The organism is Cellulomonas sp. Y8 (genome assembly GCF_008033115.1).
Classification (GTDB): Bacteria; Actinomycetota; Actinomycetes; order Actinomycetales; family Cellulomonadaceae; genus Cellulomonas.
In genome coordinates this window covers 4,011,617-4,028,961 of the sequence record NZ_CP041203.1, presented here as the reverse complement: position 1 = coordinate 4,028,961, position 17,345 = coordinate 4,011,617, and the positions used below count along the sequence as shown (strand labels likewise).

General features: G+C 75.3%; 17 protein-coding genes. 7 read left to right on the top strand and 10 right to left on the bottom strand.

What is annotated here, in order from left to right; all coding sequences use genetic code 11:
• Window positions 1-26 precede the first annotated feature (26 nt).
• The gene (ctaD, locus tag FKM96_RS18255) at window positions 27-1,844 is read right to left on the bottom strand and encodes a cytochrome c oxidase subunit I (protein ID WP_147796446.1); all 1,818 of its coding nucleotides are present in this window, start codon (window positions 1,842-1,844) and stop codon (window positions 27-29) included.
• A complete protein-coding gene (coxB, locus tag FKM96_RS18250; protein ID WP_147796445.1) occupies window positions 1,844-2,725 on the bottom strand; it encodes a cytochrome c oxidase subunit II in 882 nt (293 codons plus the stop codon). Before coxB ends, ctaD begins: the two co-directional genes overlap by 1 nt.
• Window positions 2,726-2,980: 255 nt before the next feature.
• On the opposite strand from coxB, the gene FKM96_RS18245 reads away from it, so the two are divergent.
• Complete coding sequence (locus FKM96_RS18245; RefSeq protein WP_147796444.1) at window positions 2,981-4,138, top strand: cysteine desulfurase family protein; 1,158 nt, start codon at window positions 2,981-2,983, stop codon at window positions 4,136-4,138.
• Window positions 4,139-4,223: 85 nt separating this feature from the next.
• Here FKM96_RS18245 and erpA read toward each other — a convergent pair whose 3' ends face one another.
• Window positions 4,224-4,574: an iron-sulfur cluster insertion protein ErpA gene (gene erpA / locus FKM96_RS18240; RefSeq protein WP_147796443.1), complete on the bottom strand. Its 351-nt coding sequence runs from the start codon at window positions 4,572-4,574 to the stop codon at window positions 4,224-4,226.
• Window positions 4,575-4,752: 178 nt separating this feature from the next.
• A complete protein-coding gene (locus FKM96_RS18235) occupies window positions 4,753-6,051 on the bottom strand; it encodes a glycerate kinase (RefSeq protein WP_246855060.1) in 1,299 nt (432 codons plus the stop codon).
• A gap of 75 nt (window positions 6,052-6,126) precedes the next feature.
• On the opposite strand from FKM96_RS18235, the gene nadA reads away from it, so the two are divergent.
• Entirely contained in the window at window positions 6,127-7,338 is a 1,212-nt protein-coding gene (gene nadA, locus FKM96_RS18230) for a quinolinate synthase NadA (RefSeq protein WP_246855059.1), read from the top strand.
• 42 nt (window positions 7,339-7,380) lie between these two features.
• The gene (locus FKM96_RS18225; RefSeq protein WP_147796441.1) at window positions 7,381-7,980 is read left to right on the top strand and encodes a DJ-1/PfpI family protein; all 600 of its coding nucleotides are present in this window, start codon (window positions 7,381-7,383) and stop codon (window positions 7,978-7,980) included.
• Between the two features lie 118 nt (window positions 7,981-8,098).
• On the opposite strand, the gene FKM96_RS18220 is transcribed toward FKM96_RS18225, so the two are convergent.
• Window positions 8,099-9,499 (bottom strand): dipeptidase, encoded by a 1,401-nt coding sequence (locus FKM96_RS18220; protein ID WP_147796440.1) that lies wholly within the window; start codon window positions 9,497-9,499, stop codon window positions 8,099-8,101.
• A gap of 32 nt (window positions 9,500-9,531) precedes the next feature.
• On the opposite strand from FKM96_RS18220, the gene FKM96_RS18215 reads away from it, so the two are divergent.
• On the top strand, window positions 9,532-10,140 hold the full coding sequence (locus FKM96_RS18215) for a DUF3043 domain-containing protein (protein ID WP_147796439.1): 609 nt from the start codon (window positions 9,532-9,534) through the stop codon (window positions 10,138-10,140).
• Between the two features lie 33 nt (window positions 10,141-10,173).
• A complete protein-coding gene (locus FKM96_RS18210; RefSeq protein ID WP_147796438.1) occupies window positions 10,174-11,184 on the top strand; it encodes an aldo/keto reductase family protein in 1,011 nt (336 codons plus the stop codon).
• 72 nt (window positions 11,185-11,256) lie between these two features.
• On the opposite strand, the gene FKM96_RS18205 is transcribed toward FKM96_RS18210, so the two are convergent.
• A complete protein-coding gene (locus FKM96_RS18205) occupies window positions 11,257-11,961 on the bottom strand; it encodes a YitT family protein (RefSeq protein ID WP_246855058.1) in 705 nt (234 codons plus the stop codon).
• A 61-nt stretch (window positions 11,962-12,022) separates the two neighbouring features.
• Here FKM96_RS18205 and FKM96_RS18200 point away from each other — a divergent pair, with 61 nt between their 5' ends.
• Entirely contained in the window at window positions 12,023-13,495 is a 1,473-nt protein-coding gene (locus FKM96_RS18200) for a PLP-dependent aminotransferase family protein (protein WP_147796437.1), read from the top strand.
• A 40-nt stretch (window positions 13,496-13,535) separates the two neighbouring features.
• On the opposite strand, the gene FKM96_RS18195 is transcribed toward FKM96_RS18200, so the two are convergent.
• From FKM96_RS18195 to FKM96_RS18180, 4 genes are read right to left on the bottom strand one after another with little or no spacing between them, the layout of a single operon-like run.
• Window positions 13,536-13,781 (bottom strand): hypothetical protein, encoded by a 246-nt coding sequence (locus FKM96_RS18195; RefSeq protein WP_147796436.1) that lies wholly within the window; start codon window positions 13,779-13,781, stop codon window positions 13,536-13,538.
• On the bottom strand, window positions 13,778-14,839 hold the full coding sequence (locus FKM96_RS18190) for a quinone-dependent dihydroorotate dehydrogenase (protein ID WP_147796435.1): 1,062 nt from the start codon (window positions 14,837-14,839) through the stop codon (window positions 13,778-13,780). The genes FKM96_RS18195 and FKM96_RS18190 overlap by 4 nt, the downstream gene beginning before the upstream one ends.
• A gap of 10 nt (window positions 14,840-14,849) precedes the next feature.
• On the bottom strand, window positions 14,850-15,314 hold the full coding sequence (locus FKM96_RS18185; protein ID WP_147796434.1) for a hypothetical protein: 465 nt from the start codon (window positions 15,312-15,314) through the stop codon (window positions 14,850-14,852).
• On the bottom strand, window positions 15,311-15,670 hold the full coding sequence (locus FKM96_RS18180) for a hypothetical protein (RefSeq protein WP_147796433.1): 360 nt from the start codon (window positions 15,668-15,670) through the stop codon (window positions 15,311-15,313). Before FKM96_RS18180 ends, FKM96_RS18185 begins: the two co-directional genes overlap by 4 nt.
• 40 nt (window positions 15,671-15,710) lie before the next feature.
• Here FKM96_RS18180 and FKM96_RS18175 point away from each other — a divergent pair, with 40 nt between their 5' ends.
• Window positions 15,711-17,204 carry a leucyl aminopeptidase gene (locus FKM96_RS18175; RefSeq protein WP_147796432.1) on the top strand — a complete coding sequence of 498 codons (1,494 nt, stop codon included), beginning with the start codon at window positions 15,711-15,713 and terminating at the stop codon, window positions 17,202-17,204.
• Window positions 17,205-17,345: the final 141 nt, after the last annotated feature.

Below are 17,345 nucleotides of genomic sequence, written 5' to 3'. Positions count from 1 at the left end.
CGCGCCGCCGAACTCGTCGAGCCTGCTCACTTGTCCCGGCCCTCCTCGTCGTCGGTGCTGCGCGGACGGTCGTCCACGATGGTCGCGCTGGACTGCTCCTCCTGGCCGCCGCCGTGGTCGGCGCGGTCGCGGGCGACGCTCTGCTCCCCCGTGCGCTCGGCCTCCCAGTCGAAGAACCCGGGCTCGGGCTCGACGTGGTCCATGGCCGCCACCTCGGGGTGGTGCAGGTCGAACGCGGGGCGCTCGGACCGGATGCGCGGCAGCGACGTGAAGTTGTGCCGCGGCGGCGGGCAGGACGTGGCCCACTCGAGCGACTGGCCGTAGCCCCACGGGTCGTCGACGGTGACCTTCGGCGCCCGGCGCCAGGTGATGTAGACGTTCCACAGGAACGGCAGCGTGGAGATCGCGAGGATCATCGAGCCGATGGTCGAGAGCTGGTTCATCCAGGTGAACCCGTCCTCGGGCGAGTAGTCCGCGTACCGGCGCGGCATGCCGACCACGCCCAGCCAGTGCTGGATGAGGAACGTCATGTGGAAGCCGATGAACAGCAGCCAGAAGTGCACCTTGCCCAGGCGCTCGTTCAGCATGCGGCCGGTGAACTTCGGCCACCAGTAGTACATGCCGCCGAACATCATGAACACGACGGTGCCGAACACCACGTAGTGGAAGTGCGCGACGACGAAGTACGTGTCCGAGACCTGGAAGTCGAGCGCCGGGCTGGACAGGATGATGCCGGTCAGACCGCCGAACAGGAAGGTCGTCAGGAAGCCGATCGTCCAGAGCATCGGTGTCTCGAACGTGAGCTTGCCGCGCCACATCGTGCCGATCCAGTTGAAGAACTTCACGCCTGTCGGCACCGCGATGAGCATCGTCATCAGCGCGAAGAACGGCAGCAGGACCGCGCCGGTCACGTACATGTGGTGCGCCCACACGGTGACGGACAGGGCCGCGATCGCGATCGTCGCGTAGACGAGGCCCTTGTAGCCGAACACCGGCTTGCGGCTGAACACCGGGAGGATCTCGGTCGCGATGCCGAAGAACGGCAGGGCGATGATGTAGACCTCGGGGTGCCCGAAGAACCAGAACAGGTGCTGCCAGAGGATGGCGCCGCCGTTCTCGGGGTTGAAGACCTGCGCGCCGAGGCGGCGGTCGGCACCCAGCGCGAACAGCGCGGCGGCCAGCGGCGGGAACGCCATCAGCACCAGCAGGCTGGTGACGAGCGTGTTCCAGGTGAAGATCGGCATCCGGAACATGGTCATGCCCGGCGCGCGCATCGTGACGATCGTGGTGATGAAGTTGACCGCACCGAGGATCGTGCCGAAGCCGGTCAGCGCGAGGCCGAACACCCACAGGTCGCCGCCGGCGCCCGGCGAGTAGACCGAGTTCGACAGCGGCGCGTACGCGAACCAGCCGAACGACGCCGCGCCCTGCGGGGTCAGGAACCCGCCCGCGGCGATCAGGCCGCCGAACAGGTACAGCCAGTACGAGAACGCGTTGAGCCGCGGGAACGCGACGTCGGGGGCGCCGATCTGCAACGGCATGATGATGTTCGCGAAAGCCGCGAACAGCGGCGTCGCGAACAGCAGCAGCATGATCGTGCCGTGCATCGTGAAGAGCTGGTTGTACTGCTCCTTGCTCTGCACGATCTGGATGCCGGGCTCGAACAGCTCGGCGCGGATCAGCAGCGCCATGATGCCGCCGATCGCGAACCACACGAACGCGGTGATCAGGTACATGTAGCCGATCGTCTTGTGGTCGGTCGACGTGACCCACTTGACGATCGTGCGGCCCAGGGTCTGGCGGCGGGGGGCGAGCCCCGGCACGGCCTCGACGGTGGCGGCCATCAGTTCTCCTCGGGAGTGTCGGAGGAGTCGGAGCGGACGTCCTGCAGGCGGCTGTAGTCGAGCCCGAGCTGGCCGTCCTGGCCGGCGTCCCGCAGCTCGTCGATGTGCGCGTCGTACTCCTCGCGCGACACGACCTTCACGTTGAACAGCATCGACGAGTGCTCCTCGCCGCAGAGCTCGGCGCACTTGCCGACGTACTCGCCCTCGACCTGCGGGACGACCTGGAACGTGTTGGTGCGCCCCGGGATCATGTCCTGCTTGTAGAGGAACGCGGGCACCCAGAACGAGTGGATGACGTCGCGGGAGTCGAGCACGAACTCGACGCGCTCACCCACCGGGAGGTACAGCGTCGGCTGGTCCGCGAGGACGCCGGTCGCGCCGACCTCCTGGGCGTGCTGGCCAGTGTCGTACACGTCGTCGTCGACGTAGTTGAAGTCCCAGCTCCACTGCTTGCCGATGACCTGGACGGTCATGTCGGGCTCGGCAGAGGTGTCCTGGATCTCGGTCATGTCGCGCGCCGTGTAGTAGAACAGCACGCCGACCATGATGATCGGCAGGATCACGTACATGATCTCGAGCGGCACGTGGTACCGCAGCTGCACGGGGAGCTGGTCGTCGTCCTTGCGCTTCCGGTACACCGTGACGCACCAGAGGATCAGGCCCCAGACCAGGATGCCGACCAGCAGGGCGGCCACCCAGGAGCCGACCCAGAGGTTCGTGATCCGTCCGGTCTGGTTCGTGATCTCGTTGTCGGAGTCGCCGGGCAGCCAGCCTCGCTGGGCCTCGGGCGAGCATCCGGCGAGCGCCAGGGCGACGGTCGTCGCGGCGCCCGCGACGGCCAGTCGGGTCCGCCAGGGGCGGCGGGGGGTCTGCGAGCGCACCGGGGGCCTTCCACGTCGGTCCCCGTCGCGCACGACACCGCACCGTGCGTCGCCCGACAGGGAAGTCACCTAGGACCTATGTCCTCGATCCCGTGCAGCGTAGCGCGCTGGTCGGCTTGTCGTTGCCTCGGAATCGCCCGCGGACGCCACTTTGTGACGCAGTGTCATCTGGATCACGTCCCTGACCGGCCTGTGCGTCGCCTGCGGATCCGCCGCCCCGGCCGGGCGTGCCGCACCGGCCGGTAGCGTGCCCGGGTGACCGACTCCCCCGCCGCCGCCCGCCGCGTCGTCCTGGACGCCGGCGGCCGCGCGCCCGTGCTGCCCGCCGCGCGCGAGGCGTTCCTCGCCGCCCTCGACGAGGGCTGGTCGGACCCGCGCCGCCTGCACACCGAGGGGCGGCGCGCCCGTGCCCTGCTCGACGGCGCGCGCGAGGCGGTGGCGGCGCTCGTGGGCGCCCGCACCGAGGAGGTCGACCTCGCGCCGTCGCACACCGCTGCGCTGCACGGCGCGGTGCTGACGGTCGCGCGGGGACGGCGGCGGGTCGGGACGTCGGTGGTCGCCTCGGCGGTCGAGCGCCGGGCCGTGCTGGACGCGGCCGGGGCTGCGGGGTCCCTCGTCGAGGTCCGGGTCGACCGGCACGGGCGCCTCGACCTCGACGCGTTCGCCGACGCCGTGGCGCGCCCGGGCGTGGCGCTGGCGGCGGTGCAGCACGCGAACGGCGAGGTCGGCACGCTCCAGCCGGTCGCCGGGGCCCACGAGGCCGCGCGCGCCGCGGGCGTGCCGCTCCTCGTCGACGCCGGGTCCTCGTTCGGGCACACCCCCGTCGGGCCGGAGTGGGACGTCCTGACCCTGGACCCCGGCGACGTCGGCGCCCTGCCCGGCGTGGCGGTGCTCGCGACCCGCGCCGGGGTGCGCCGCTCCCCCGTGCCGCCCGCCGGCGCCGGGGACGAGGACCGCTGGTTCCCGGGCGGCGTCTCCGTCCCCGCCGCGCTGGCGGCCGCCGTCGCGCTGCAGGCGGCCGCGGCCCGGGTCGCCGCCGGGTCCGACCCGCGGCACGCCGTGGTGGAGCGACTCCGGGCCCGGGTGGCCGCGGAGGTGCCGGAGGTCGACGTCGCCGGGCCGACCGACGGGCGGCTGCCGCACGTGCTGACGTTCTCCTGCCTGTACGTCGACGGCGAGGCCGTCGTCACGGCGCTCGACCGGGCCGGGTTCGCGGTGGCGTCCGGGTCGGCGTGCACCTCGGCCACGGACGAGCCCAGCCACGTCCTCGCGGCGATGGGCGCGCTGACCCAGGGGAACGTGCGGCTGTCGCTGCCCGTCGGGACCACCGCTGCGGACGTGGACCGGTTCTGCGCCGCCCTGCCGGGCGTCGTGGCGGCGATCCGCCGCGACGCGGGGCTGACCGACCTCTGACCACTGCGCCGCCGCGGCGGCCCCGGGACGCACGAGGGCCCCGGACCGTGCGGTCCGGGGCCCTCGGGGCGTCAGGCGGTGCGGGTCAGCTGAAGGAGCCGCCGCACGCGCAGGACGAGCCCGCGTTCGGGTTGTCGATCGTGAAGCCCTGCTTCTCGATCGTGTCCGCGAAGTCGATGGTCGCGCCCTCGAGGTAGGGGACGCTCATCCGGTCCACGACGACCTCGACGCCGTCGAAGTCGCGCAGCGCGTCGCCGTCGAGCACGCGCTCGTCGAAGTAGAGCTGGTAGATCAGGCCCGAGCAGCCGCCCGGCTGGACCGCGATGCGCAGGCGCAGGTCGTCGCGCCCCTCCTGCTCGAGGAGGCTGCGGACCTTCTCGGCCGCGACGTCGGTGAGGTCGACGCCGTGCGTCGCGGTCTCGGTGGTCTCGCTCATTGCTGTCTCCTGACGGTGTCTCGGATCGGTCGCGGGCGCGCGCGGGGCGCGTGCCGCGGGACGGTCACGTCGAGCACAACCGCACTCCCGCGTGATCTGTTCCCCAATGTACGCCCGCGCACCCGCCGGGCCGCGGGACGCGCACAGGACCTGCACGCCGCGCGGCCGGTGGCGCGGGTCAGCGCGACCAGGTGCGCGCGATCCGCGGGACCCGCGCACGCAGCGCGGCCGACGGGTCCCGGCGCCACGCGTCCTCGTCCGCCGGGTGCTCCACCACGCCGAACCCCGCCGCGAGGCCGGCGGCGCCCCAGTCGCGGCGGCCGGTGCGCAGGTGCGCCGCCACCGCGATCGCCGGCACCCCGAGCGGGAGCGCGGCGTGCGCGGCGACCCCGACGACGCCGTGCTCCAGCGCGGTGGCGTCGAGGACGGACGTGCCGGTCAGCACCAGGTCCACCTCGGCGGCCCGGCCCGGCAGGTCGACGGCGTCGGCGACCCAGGACGCGCCGTCCACGAGCCGGGCGCCGAGCAGCCCGAGCGCGAACGCCGCACCCCCGCCCGCGCCCGACCCCGGGACGAGCGCGGCGCGCGACCCCGGTGCCCGCGCATCGGGCCCCGCCGGGGCGCCCGCGACGCCCCCGCCCAGCAGATCGCGCCGCCCGCCGTCGCCGGCCCGCGCCGCGGCCTCCCCGGCCGCCCGCACGAACCCGGCGACCGCCCGCTCGACGTCCTGCGCCGCGTCCGCGGCCACCCGCCCCGCCTCGGCCAGGTCCGCCGACACGCCGCCGAGCCCGAGCAGCGGGAGGTCATGGGCGTGCAGCGCCACCAGGTCCCGGCCCCGCAGCGCCTCGCGGAGCGCACCGACCTCGCTCAGGTCCTCGGCGGCCAGCCCGGCCGCCGCGTCCAGCCCGCGCGCGGCGGCCGCCGGCGCGGCCCCGAGCGCGGCCAGCAGGCCCGCGCCCGCGTCGTGCGCGACGGTCCGTCGCCCGCCCAGGCCGACGACGACCCGCCCGGCGCCGGTGTCGAGCGCCGCAGCGAGCAGCGTGCCCAGCCCCGCCGAGGTCGTCGCCCCCGGCGGGACCGCCCCCGGGTCACCGGCGCCCAGCGCCAGCGCGCCGTCGACGTAGGCGGTCCGCCCGCCGCCCGGCTCCGCCACGACCAGCACCGCGCCCGGCACGACCGCGCCGTGGGCGTCCGTCGTCGTGACCGGCAGCAGCTCGCCGCCGCGCGCCGCCCGGACCGCGTCGACCAGCCCCGCGCCGCCGTCGGACAGCGGGAGCGGGAGCAGCGTGTCGCCGGGCGCGGCCTCGAGCCAGCCGGCGGTCAGCGCCGCCACCGCCTCGTCGGCCGTCAGCACGGGCCACGGGTCGGCGCCCGCCGCGACGGACGGGCCGGCGACGCCGCGCACCGCGGAGGCGGCGGGCCCGGGGCCGTCGCCCGGGCGCGCGTCGAACCGGCCGGGGGCGACGAGCACGTGCACGGCGCGATCCTCGCACGCCGGCGCGCTCGCCCACCCGCCCCGGTCCTGGTCAGCGCCCCGGACCGCTGTGGGATGATGCCGCGCGTGACTCTCCTCGCCCCCGGGACCACGTTCGCCGAGCCCGCGTCCTCCGCGCTGCTGCTGCTCGGCCAGGGCCGCGACCTCGCGTCGGAGCGCGGCGTCGAGTGCGTCGGCGGCCTGCCCGCCGCCTCGGACCCCGACCTGGTCGAGCGCGCCCGCGCCGCTCGTGCCGCGCTCGGCGACCGGGCGTTCGTGCTGGGCCACCACTACCAGCGCGACGAGGTCATCGACTTCGCCGACGTCACCGGTGACTCGTTCAAGCTCGCCCGCGAGGCGGCCGCGCGGCCCGACGCCGAGTTCATCCTGTTCTGCGGCGTGCACTTCATGGCGGAGTCGGCCGACATCCTCACGTCCGACGCCCAGCAGGTCGTGCTGCCCGACATGGCGGCCGGCTGCTCGATGGCCGACATGGCCGCGATCGACCAGGTCGAGGACGCCTGGGACGTGCTGGTCGAGGCCGGCGTCGCGGAGGACACCGTCCCCGTGACGTACATGAACTCGACCGCCGCCATCAAGGCGTTCACCGGCCGGCACGGCGGCACCGTCTGCACGTCCTCGAACGCGCACGTCGCGCTGCGCTGGGCGTTCGACCAGGTCGGCGGCGTCGACGGCACCGGCAAGGTGCTGTTCATGCCGGACCAGCACCTCGGCCGGAACACCGCGGTGCTGGAGCTCGGCATCCCGCTGGAGCAGTGCGTGGTGTTCGACCCGCGGAAGCCGGACGGCGGCCTCACCGTCGCCGAGCTGCGCGAGGCGCGGATGATCCTGTGGCGCGGGCACTGCTCCGTGCACGGCCGGTTCAGCGCGCAGAACCTCGTCGACGTCCGCGCGGCCGTCCCCGACGTGACCGTGCTCGTGCACCCGGAGTGCAAGCACGAGGTCGTCACGGGCGCCGACATGGTCGGGTCGACGGAGTACATCATCAAGGCCCTCGACGCGGCCCCCGCGGGCTCCGCCTGGGCGATCGGCACCGAGCTCAACCTGGTCCGCCGGCTCGCGAAGGCCCACCCGGACAAGCAGATCTCGTACCTCGACTCGACGGTGTGCTTCTGCTCGACCATGAACCGCATCGACCTCCCGCACCTGGTGTGGGCGATGGAGTCGCTGGTCGCCGGCCGGGTGCCGAACCGGATCGTCGTCGACGCGGACGACGCGCACTGGGCGCGGGTCGCGCTCGACCAGATGCTGGCCCTGCCGGGGTACTGAGACCCTGGGGCGGTACGCCACCGCCGTCGGGAGGGGACGCTCGTGAGCACCGGGAACCCGTTGCGGATCGGCATCGTCGTGTTCGACGACGCCGAGGAGCTCGACGTGGTCGGGCCGTTCGACGTCCTGGCCTCCTGGGCGGCGCACTCCGCGCTGCACCCCGAGGTCGTGACGTTCTCGGCCGACGGGTCGGGCGTGCGCTGCGCGAAGGGGCTGCGGCTGGTGCCGGACGCCGCGCGCGAGGACGTCGGCCCGCTGCACGTCCTGGTGCACCCCGGCGGCCGCGGCACCCGCGCGCTCGCCCGCGACCCGGAGCACCTGGCGTGGGTCCGCGACCTGCGCCGCGAGACCGCCCTGATGACGTCCGTGTGCACCGGGGCGCTGGTCTACGCCGCGGCGGGCCTGCTGGCCGGGCGGCCGGCGACCACGCACTGGGCCGCGGTCGACGAGCTGGCGGAGCTCGACCCGAGCGTGCTGGTCGACACCGAGGCGCGGTTCGTCGACGACGGCGACGTCGTGACGAGCGCGGGCGTGTCGGCCGGCATCGACATGGCGCTGCACCTGGTGGCGCGGCTGGAGTCGCCGGAGGCCGCGCGGGCGGTGCGCCGGGGCATCCAGTACGACCCGGCCCCGCCGGTCTGAGCGGGCTCGCGCACTGACGTCCCGGACGGCGACCCGATCTGACAGTGGAAGGTCGTGACGGACACGCCGTCGGCGTGTCCGTCACGACCTTCCACTCAGGCGGCGGCAGGACCGGGCGTCAGACCGCCAGGCGCGCCAGCAGCAGGGCCTCGGCCAGCACCACGCGCTCCAGCTCGCCGAGGTGCACCGACTCGTTGGCGCCGTGGGCGCGCGAGTCCGGGTCCTCCACGCCGGTCACCAGGATCGCCGCGTCCGGGTACACCTCGAGCAGGTCGGCGATGAACGGGATCGACCCGCCGATGCCGATGTCGACCGGGTCGGTCCCCCACGCGTCGGCGAACGCGGCGCGTGCGGCCTGCATCGCGGCCGAGTCGGCGGGCGCCTGGAACGGCTTGCCGAGCTCGCCGTCCCGGACCGTCACCCGGGCGCCGAACGGGGCGTGGCCCTCGAGGTGGGCGCGCAGGGCGGCCAGCGCGGCGGCCGGGTCCTGGCCGGGCGCGATCCGCATCGACAGCTTGGCGGTGGCCTTCGGGGCGATCGTGTTCGACGCGGTGGCGACCCGCGGGGCGTCGAGGCCGATCACGGCGATCGTCGGGCGGGTCCACAGCCGCGCGGTGAGCGGGCCGGTGCCGGCGAGGGTCACGCCGTCGAGCACGCTCGCGTCGGCGCGGAACGCGGCCTCGTCGTAGTCGACGGTCGGGTCGGCGGCCGACACCAGGCCCTCGACCGCGACGTCGCCGGCGTCGTCGTGCAGCGTGGCGATCAGCCGGGACAGCAGGGTCACGGCGTCGAGCACCGGGCCGCCGAACATGCCCGAGTGCACGGCGTGGTCGAGCACGGCCACCTCGACCTCGAGGTCCACGAGCCCGCGCAGCGACGTGGTGAGGCCGGGGACGCCGATCTTCCAGTTCGACGAGTCGGCGACGACGATGACGTCCGCGCGCAGCAGGTCGGAGTACGTGTGCAGGAACCGGGTGAAGGACGGCGAGCCGACCTCCTCCTCGCCCTCGACGAACACCGTGACGCCGACGCCCAGCTCGTCGCGGAGCACGCGGAGCGCGCCGAGGTGCGCCACGACGCCGGCCTTGTCGTCCGCGGCGCCGCGCCCGAACAGCCGGCCGTCGCGCTCGGTCGGCTCGAACGGCTCGGTGTCCCAGTCCTCGCGGGCACCCGGGGGCTGCACGTCGTGGTGGGCGTACAGCAGCACGGTGGGCGCGCCGGCCGGGGCGGGGCGCCGGGCGACGACCGCGGGGGCGCCGGGCGTGCCGTCGGGGCGCTCGACCGAGAGGATCTGCACCTCCGGCAGGCCGGCCTCGCCGAGCAGGCGGGCGACGTGCTCCGCGCTGGCGGCGACGTGCGCCTGGTCGAAGTCCGCGTTCGAGACGCTCGGCACGCGGACGAGGGCCTCGAGGTCGGCACGGACGCCCGGGAAGGCGGCGGCGACGCGGGCCCGCAGGTCGGCGACGGCCTCGGGGGCGGCGGGCGTGGGGGACGCGTGGGTGGCGGTGGGCTCTGTCACGGATCGCCACGCTACTCGACTACCCTGGAGGGGTGTTCGGACGCAGCAAGGACAGCACCTCCCCCGCGGAGCAGGCCACCCCGGGTCTCGTCGAGGAGACCCCGGGCCTGATCGAGGCCGGGAAGGGCCGCCCCACCCCCAAGCGGAAGACGGCCGAGGCCGCCAACCGCCGGCCGCTCGTGCCCCAGGACCGCAAGGCCGCGGCCAAGGACGCGCGCGCCGCGCAGCGGGCCGAGCGCGACAAGCAGTACGCCGCGATGCAGACCGGCGACGAGCGGTACATGCCCGCCAAGGACAAGGGTCCCGTGCGCCGGTACATCCGGCAGTACGTCGACGCCCGGTGGAGCCTCGGCGAGCTGTTCCTGCCGGTCGCCATCGTCATGCTGCTGCTCAACATGCTGCTGACGTCGGTCAGCCCGGAGCTCGCGTTCCTGGGCCTGGTCGTGCTCTACCTGTTCATCATCGGCATGGTCGTCGACGTCATCATCATGTGGCGCAAGCTCCGCAAGCGGCTCGCCGCGAAGTTCGGCGACGCGGGCCAGCAGCGCGGGCTGATGATGTACGCCGTCACCCGGGTGTTCCAGATCCGCCGTGCCCGCCTGCCGAAGCCGCAGGTCAAGCACGGTGACTACCCCGAGTGAGCCGGCGCTCCTAGACCGTCCTAGGGTGGTGGCATGGTCAACTACCGCCACCTGGGCCGCTCCGGCCTCAAGATCTCCGAGATCACCTACGGCAACTGGCTGACGCACGGCTCGCAGGTCGAGAACGACGCCGCCACCGCCTGCGTCCGCGCCGCGCTCGACGCCGGCATCAGCTCCTTCGACACCGCGGACGTCTACGCGAACACGGTCGCCGAGGAGGTGCTCGGCGAGGCCCTCAAGGGCGAGCGCCGGCAGTCGCTGGAGATCTTCACGAAGGTCTACTGGCCGACCGGCCCCAAGGGCCCGAACGACACCGGCCTGTCCCGCAAGCACATCATGGAGTCGATCGACGGCTCCCTGCAGCGCCTCCAGACCGACTACGTCGACCTGTACCAGGCGCACCGCTACGACCACGCGACGCCGCTCGAGGAGACGATGCAGGCGTTCGCCGACGTCGTCCGCTCCGGCAAGGCGCTGTACATCGGCGTCTCCGAGTGGACCGCGGACCAGATCCGCGCCGGCCACGCGCTGGCGAAGGACCTGGGCTTCCAGCTGATCTCGAACCAGCCGCAGTACTCCGCGCTGTGGCGGGTCATCGAGCCCGAGGTCGTCCCGGCGTCCGAGGAGCTGGGCGTGTCCCAGATCGTCTGGTCCCCCGTGGCCCAGGGCGTGCTCACCGGCAAGTACAAGCCGGGCCAGCCGCTGCCCGAGGGCTCGCGCGCGACGGACGAGAAGGGCGGCGCGAACACCATCAAGCGCTTCCTGGACCAGCCGAACGTGCTCCAGCGCGTGCAGGACCTCACCCCCGTCGCGAACGAGCTCGGGCTGTCGCTCGCGCAGCTCGCGGTCGCCTGGGTGCTGCAGAACCAGAACGTCGCCGCGGCGATCATCGGGGCGTCCCGCCCCGAGCAGGTCACCGAGAACGTCAAGGCGTCCGGGGTCGAGATCCCGGCCGAGCTGATGACGCGGATCGACGAGATCCTCGGCGACGCGGTCATCGCGGACCCGGCGGAGACGGCGAAGAACTCGCCCGCCTCGCGCTGACGCCGCGGACGTCGCAGGGCCGGCACCCCCTCGGGGGTGCCGGCCCTGCTGCCGTCTCCGCGGGCGCGGCCGCTAGCGGCCCTCCCCCGGCTCGGCCGGCTCGGCCGCCGCCACGGCGGGCGGCACCGGCACGGCGAGCCGCGGCAGCAGCCAGTGGATCAGCGGCCCGATGCCGAGCGCGTACGCCAGCGTCGCGAACCCGAGCGTGCCGCCGAGCAGCCAGCCGACGGCGACCACGGTCACCTCGATCGCGATCCGCACGGGGCCCACGGGCCAGCCGGTGCGGGCGACCAGGCCGGTCATCAGGCCGTCCCGCGGCCCCGGGCCGAGCCGGGCACCGATGTACAGCGCGGACGCGAGCCCGTTGAGCACGATGCCCGCCAGCACCATGCCGACCCGCGCGGCCATCGGGAGCGCCTCGGGCAGCAGGTCGAGCAGGGCGAGGAACGGGTCGATCAGGACGCCGATCAGCACCACGTTCGCGACGGTGCCGATCCCGGGCCGCTGCCGGAGCGGCCACCAGGCCCCGAGGATCAGCACGCTGAGCACGATGGTCACCGTGCCGAGAGACCAGCCGACCTGCCGGGACACGCCCTGGCTCAGCACGTCCCACGGCATGTTGCCGAGGCCGGTGTGCACGAGGACGGCGATCGAGGCGGCGTAGAGGACGAGCCCGCCGACGAGCTGGACGGCGCGGCGGCCGGCGTGGGCGGAGCGCCGGGCGGCGGGAGCGGGGGTGGCCACCGCCGCGGCGGTGGCATCGGGCTGAGCGGTCACGGACTCATCATCGGCGCCGACCGGCCTTCCTTTCGATAGCCACTTGCGCAAGAGTGGCCCCATGTCCACGCTCCTCGTCTCCGACCGCCGGATCGGCGGCACCGGGCTGGCCGCCGTGCTCGGCAGCTGGCGCCGCCCCGGCCCGGCGTACGCCGCGCTCGCCGACGCCGTCCGCCGCGCGATCCTCGCCGGCGACCTGCCGCTCGCCACCCGGGTCCCCGGGGAGCGGGAGCTGGCCGACGTGCTCGGGGTGTCCCGCACGACGACCTCGGGAGCGTACGGGCTGCTGCGCGACGAGGGGTACCTGGTGAGCCGCCAGGGGTCCGGCACCGTGACCGCCCTCCCCGAGGACCGCGCCCGCGGCGGGGCCGCACTGCCCCTGCACCGGCCGCTCGCGACGGACGGCGTCGTGGACCTGACGATCGCCGCGTGCCCGGCGCCGCGCGAGCTGCACGAGGCCGCCCGGCGCGCTGTCGACGCGCTGCCCCGGCACGCCGGCCACGGCTACGCGCCGCTCGGCCTGGACGTGCTCCGCGCCGCGATCGCGGACCGGTACACCGCCCGCGGCACCCCGACGACGCCCGACCAGGTGCTCGTGACGACCGGCGCCCAGCACGCCATCGCGCTGCTGATGCGGACGCACGCCGGGCCGGGCGACCGGGTGGTCGTCGAGCAGCCCACCTACCCGCACGCGATCGACGCGGCGCGGTCCGTCGGCGCGCGGCCGGTGCCGGTGCCGACCGGGCGCGCCGGCACGGACCTGGACCTCCTGGAGTCGACGGTGCGCCAGGTCGCCCCGCGGCTCGTCTACCTGATCCCGGACCACCACAACCCCACGGGGGCGACGCTGGACGGCGCGGCGCGCGAGCAGGTGCGGGCGCTGGCCCGGCGCACGGGGACGGTCGTGGCCGGCGACGAGGTGCTCACCGACCTCACGCTCGACGGCCCCGAGCCCGAGCCGTTCGCCGGCGACGGCCACGCGCCGCGGGTGGTCGCGATCGGGTCGATGTCCAAGAGCCACTGGGGCGGCCTGCGGGTCGGCTGGCTGCGCGGGCCGGCGGATCTCGTGGCACGGCTGGCCCTGGCCCGGCGGAGCGCGGACCTCGGCACGGCGGTGCTGGACCAGCTGGTCGCCGTCGAGCTGCTGCGGCTCGGCGAGGCGCCCCTGGTCGAGCGCCGGGACCGGCTGCGCGCGGGGCGGGACCTGCTGGTCCGGCTCCTCGCGGAGCGGCTGCCGGGGTGGCGGTTCGCGGTGCCCCCGGGCGGGCAGGCGCTCTGGGTCGACCTCGGGGCGCCGGTGTCGTCGGCGCTCAGCGCGCTCGCGCTCGCCCACGGGGTGCGGGTGGCGCCGGGCCCCGCGTTCGGCGTCGACGGCGGCCTGGAGGACCGGCTGCGGCTCCCGTTCACCTCCGAGCCGGACGAGCTGCGCCGGGCGGTCGACGGGCTGGCGCTCGCGTGGGCGGCGCTCGGTGCGCCGGGTCGGGCGGACGCGGGGACGCCGCCGCTCGCGGGGACGACGGCCGCGCTCGTCTAGCGTCGCGTGCCGCCCGTGCGGACCCCGCGCACCGCGGCGGTCAGTCCCGCGGACGGACCGTCATCTGCTCCGGCACGGCCCCGAGGTCGTAGGCCGGCGGCACGAGCGCGCCGTCGTTCCGCAGCACCGCCGTGCGCGCGCCCTGGTCCCGCAGCGTGCGCCAGTGCGCGCCGAGCCACTCCTCGGCGTCGTACCGGGTGCCGAAGACGGGCGACAGCGGGCGGTCGAGCACCTCCCCGGACGGGCCGGTGAGCTCCCACGCCCACTGCGGGTGCAGCGCGGTCACGCGGCACCCGCCGGGGCGGCCGCGCGGGTCACGGCGTCGCGGGCGAGCGCCCGGCCGATCCGCGACGCCCAGAACGGTCCCTCGTAGATGAACCCGGTGTAGCCCTGCACCAGGTCGGCGCCCGCGGCCAGGTAGGCGCGCGCGTCGGCCGGGGTGGTGATGCCGCCGACGCCGATCACGACCCGGTCCGCGCCGAGCCGGTGCCGCAGCCGCGCGACGACCACCAGGCCGCGGTCGAGCAGCGGCGGGCCGGACAGGCCGCCGGGGCCGAGGTCGTGCGCGATCGTCGTGTTGACCGCGACCACGCCGTCGAGGCCGAGCTCGGTGACCAGGTCCGCGACCGCGTCGACGTCGGCGTCCGCGAGGTCCGGGGCGATCTTGACCAGGAGCGGGACGCGCGGCCGACCCGCGGCGGCGGCCGACTCGTCCGCGGCGGCGCGGGCCGCCTGCAGGATCGGGCGCAGCGCGTCGACGGACTGCAGGTCGCGCAGCCCCGGCGTGTTCGGCGACGACACGTTCACCACGAGGTAGTCGGCGTACGGCGCGAGCAGGCCCGCGCTCGTCGCGTAGTCGTCGGCGGCGTCCTCGGGCGCGGTGACCTTGGTCTTGCCGATGTTCACGCCGACGACGAGCGCGCGGCCCGACGCGGACGAGCGCAGGCGGCGCAGCCGCTCGGCCACCGCGGCGGCACCCTCGTTGTTGAAGCCCATCCGGTTGCGCAGGCCGCGCCGGTCGAGCACCCGCCACAGGCGCGGGGCCTCGTTGCCGGGCTGCGCGTGCGCCGTGACCGTGCCGATCTCGACGAACCCGAAGCCGAGCATCGTCAGCCCCGGCACGCCCACGGCGTTCTTGTCGAAGCCCGCGGCGAGCCCGAAGGGCGACGGGAACGTGCGGCCCAGCACCCGGACCGCCCCGGTCGGCGGCGGGGTGAGCGCGGCGCGCAGCACGCCGTTCAGGACCGGGACGCGGGAGGCGACGCGGATGGCGCGGAACGCGAGGTGGTGCGCCTGCTCGGGGTCGAGGCGGGAGAAGACCTGGCGGAAGAGGAGGCCGTACACGGCCCCCAACCTACTGGTCCGCGGGGGCGGTCGGCCGGGACCCCGCGACCGCGGCGGGCCCCGGGCGGGTGTGCCAGAGCCACGCGACGCCGAGGAACGGCAGCACCAGCGGGACGTAGCCGTACCCCTGGCCGTACACCGACCACACCGTCTGGTCCGGGAGGTCGCCGGCGTCGAGGACCGACAGGGTGCCGACCGCGAGGACGCCGACCAGCTCGACGCCGACGGCGGTCCAGGCGAGGCCGCGCCGGTCGGTCGCCAGGGCGATCGTGGCGACGACGTAGACGAGCGCCGCGAGGGCGGACAGCAGGTAGGCGAGCGGGGCCTCGTCGAACTTCGCGACGAGCTGGTAGCCCGCGCGCGCCGTGGCGGCGAGCGCGAACACGCCGTAGATCGCCACGAGCACCCGGCCGGGGCCGGACGCGGTGCTGCCGTGGGGCGCCGGGGGCGCGGGGGTCGCCGGGCTCGCGGTCACGCGCCGGCCCAGGTCTGGTCGAGCCGCAGCTGCAGGAACACCACCGCCACCGCCGCGATCAGCAGCACGACCGACGACCACCGGGTGCGCTCGGCGAACGCCCACAGCGCGGCCGCGGGCAGCAGGATGAGCTGGGTCACGACGTAGCCCCAGAACACGACGGGCTCGTCCGGCACGGTGCCGGTGGCCTGCCGGACGCCCGCGACGACCGCCTGGACCACCATCAGCCCCTCGACGACGGCCGCGCCCCACAGCTGCCGGAGCACCACGGCGCGGTCCCGGACCGCGAACACCAGGGCCCAGGCGGCCAGCGCGAGGGCCGCCACGGCGACGGCGTAGAGCAGGGGCGGGGTCACGGGGCCCCACGGTACCCGGAGGCGGCGATAGCATCGGCGGGTGCCCCGAGTGACGCTGACCTCCGCGAACCCCGCCCGCCAGACCGCCGACGCCCTCGTCGTCGCGGTCGCCAGCAGCCCCGCCGGCCCCCGGGTCGTGGGCGCCGACTGGCTGCCCGCCGAGACCGTCGAGCAGGTGACCGGCCTCGCCGGCGTGCTCGGCATCACCGGCGCCGTCGACGAGGTCCGGCGGCTCCCCGCCGCGGGCAAGCTGGCGGCGAGGACCGTCGTGCTCACCGGCGTCGGCCCGCTCGACGAGGTCGTCCCGGACGCCGAGACCCTGCGCCGCGCGGCCGGCGCCGCCCTGCGCGAGCTCACCGGCGCCGCGTCGGTCGCCGTCGCGCTGCCCGCCGAGGACGCGGAGCAGGTCGCCGCGGTCGCGGAGGGCGCCCTGTTCGGCGCCTACGCGTACACCCGGTACCGCTCGGGCGAGGACGCCCCGGCCCCGGCCGCCGAGATCACCGTGCTGACCCCGCGCGCCCGTGACAAGTCGGCCACCAAGGCGCTCGCCCGCGCCGAGGTGCTGGCCGCCGCCGTGCACGGCGTGCGCGACCTGGTGAACGCCGCCCCGAACGACCTGTACCCCGCCGCGTTCGCCGACGCCGCCAAGGCTGCGGTCAAGGACACCGGCGCCAAGGGCGTCAAGGTCACCGTGCTGGACGAGAAGGCGCTGGCCGCCGGCGGCTACGGCGGCATCCTCGGCGTCGGCCAGGGCTCGGCCCGCCCGCCGCGCCTGGTCAAGGTCTCCTACTCCCCGTCCCGCCCGGCCGCCAAGGTCGCGCTGGTCGGCAAGGGCATCACGTTCGACTCCGGCGGCATCTCGATCAAGCCGGCCGCGGGCATGGACGCGATGAAGTCCGACATGGCCGGCGCCGCGGCGGTGCTGCACACCGTGCTCGCCGCCGCGCGCCTCGAGCTGCCCGTCGCCGTCACCGGCTGGCTCTGCCTCGCCGAGAACATGCCGTCCGGCACCGCGCAGCGCCCCTCCGACGTGCTGACCATCCGCGGCGGCAAGACCGTCGAGGTGCTCAACACCGACGCCGAGGGCCGGCTCGTCATGGCCGACGGCCTCGTCGCCGCGGTCGAGGAGAAGCCCGACGTCGTCCTCGACATCGCCACGCTGACCGGCGCGCAGCTCGTCGCGCTCGGCCCGCGCGTCTCCGCCGTCATGGGCGACGACTCCACCCGCACCGAGGTCGTCGACGCGGCCGGCGCCGCGGGCGAGGCGTTCTGGCCGATGCCGCTGCCCGCCGACCTGCGCGCCGGGCTCAAGTCGAAGGTCGCGGACATCGCGAACATCGGCGACCGGTTCGGCGGCATGCTCACGGCCGGCCTGTTCCTGCAGGAGTTCGTCGGCTCGACGCCGTGGGCGCACCTCGACATCGCCGGCCCGGCGTTCAACGAGAAGGCGCCGTTCGGGTACACCCCCGCCGGCGGCACCGGCGTGGGCGTCCGCACGCTGCTCGCGCTGATCGAGGCCCGCGCGATCCGCTGACCCCGGCGCGGCGCCGTCGCGCCGCCCGCCCCGCACGACCCCGAGCGCCCGGCGCCCTCCCCGGAGGGCGGCCGGGCGCTCGTGCGTCCGCCCCGCGCGCTCCGTCCGCCGACGTCGGTGGTTGGCGTCCCGACGTCGGTG

What these genes read in the sequence shown, in the direction of transcription:
- ctaD (WP_147796446.1), bottom strand. Translation starts at nt 1,844, where the DNA reads ATGGCCGCCACCGTCGAGGCCGTGCCGGGGCTCGCCCCCCGCCGCCAG.
- erpA (WP_147796443.1), bottom strand. Translation starts at nt 4,574, where the DNA reads ATGAGCGAGACCACCGAGACCGCGACGCACGGCGTCGACCTCACCGAC.
- nadA (WP_246855059.1), top strand. Translation starts at nt 6,127, where the DNA reads ATGCCGCGCGTGACTCTCCTCGCCCCCGGGACCACGTTCGCCGAGCCC.
- FKM96_RS18210 (WP_147796438.1), top strand. Translation starts at nt 10,174, where the DNA reads ATGGTCAACTACCGCCACCTGGGCCGCTCCGGCCTCAAGATCTCCGAG.
- FKM96_RS18200 (WP_147796437.1), top strand. Translation starts at nt 12,023, where the DNA reads ATGTCCACGCTCCTCGTCTCCGACCGCCGGATCGGCGGCACCGGGCTG.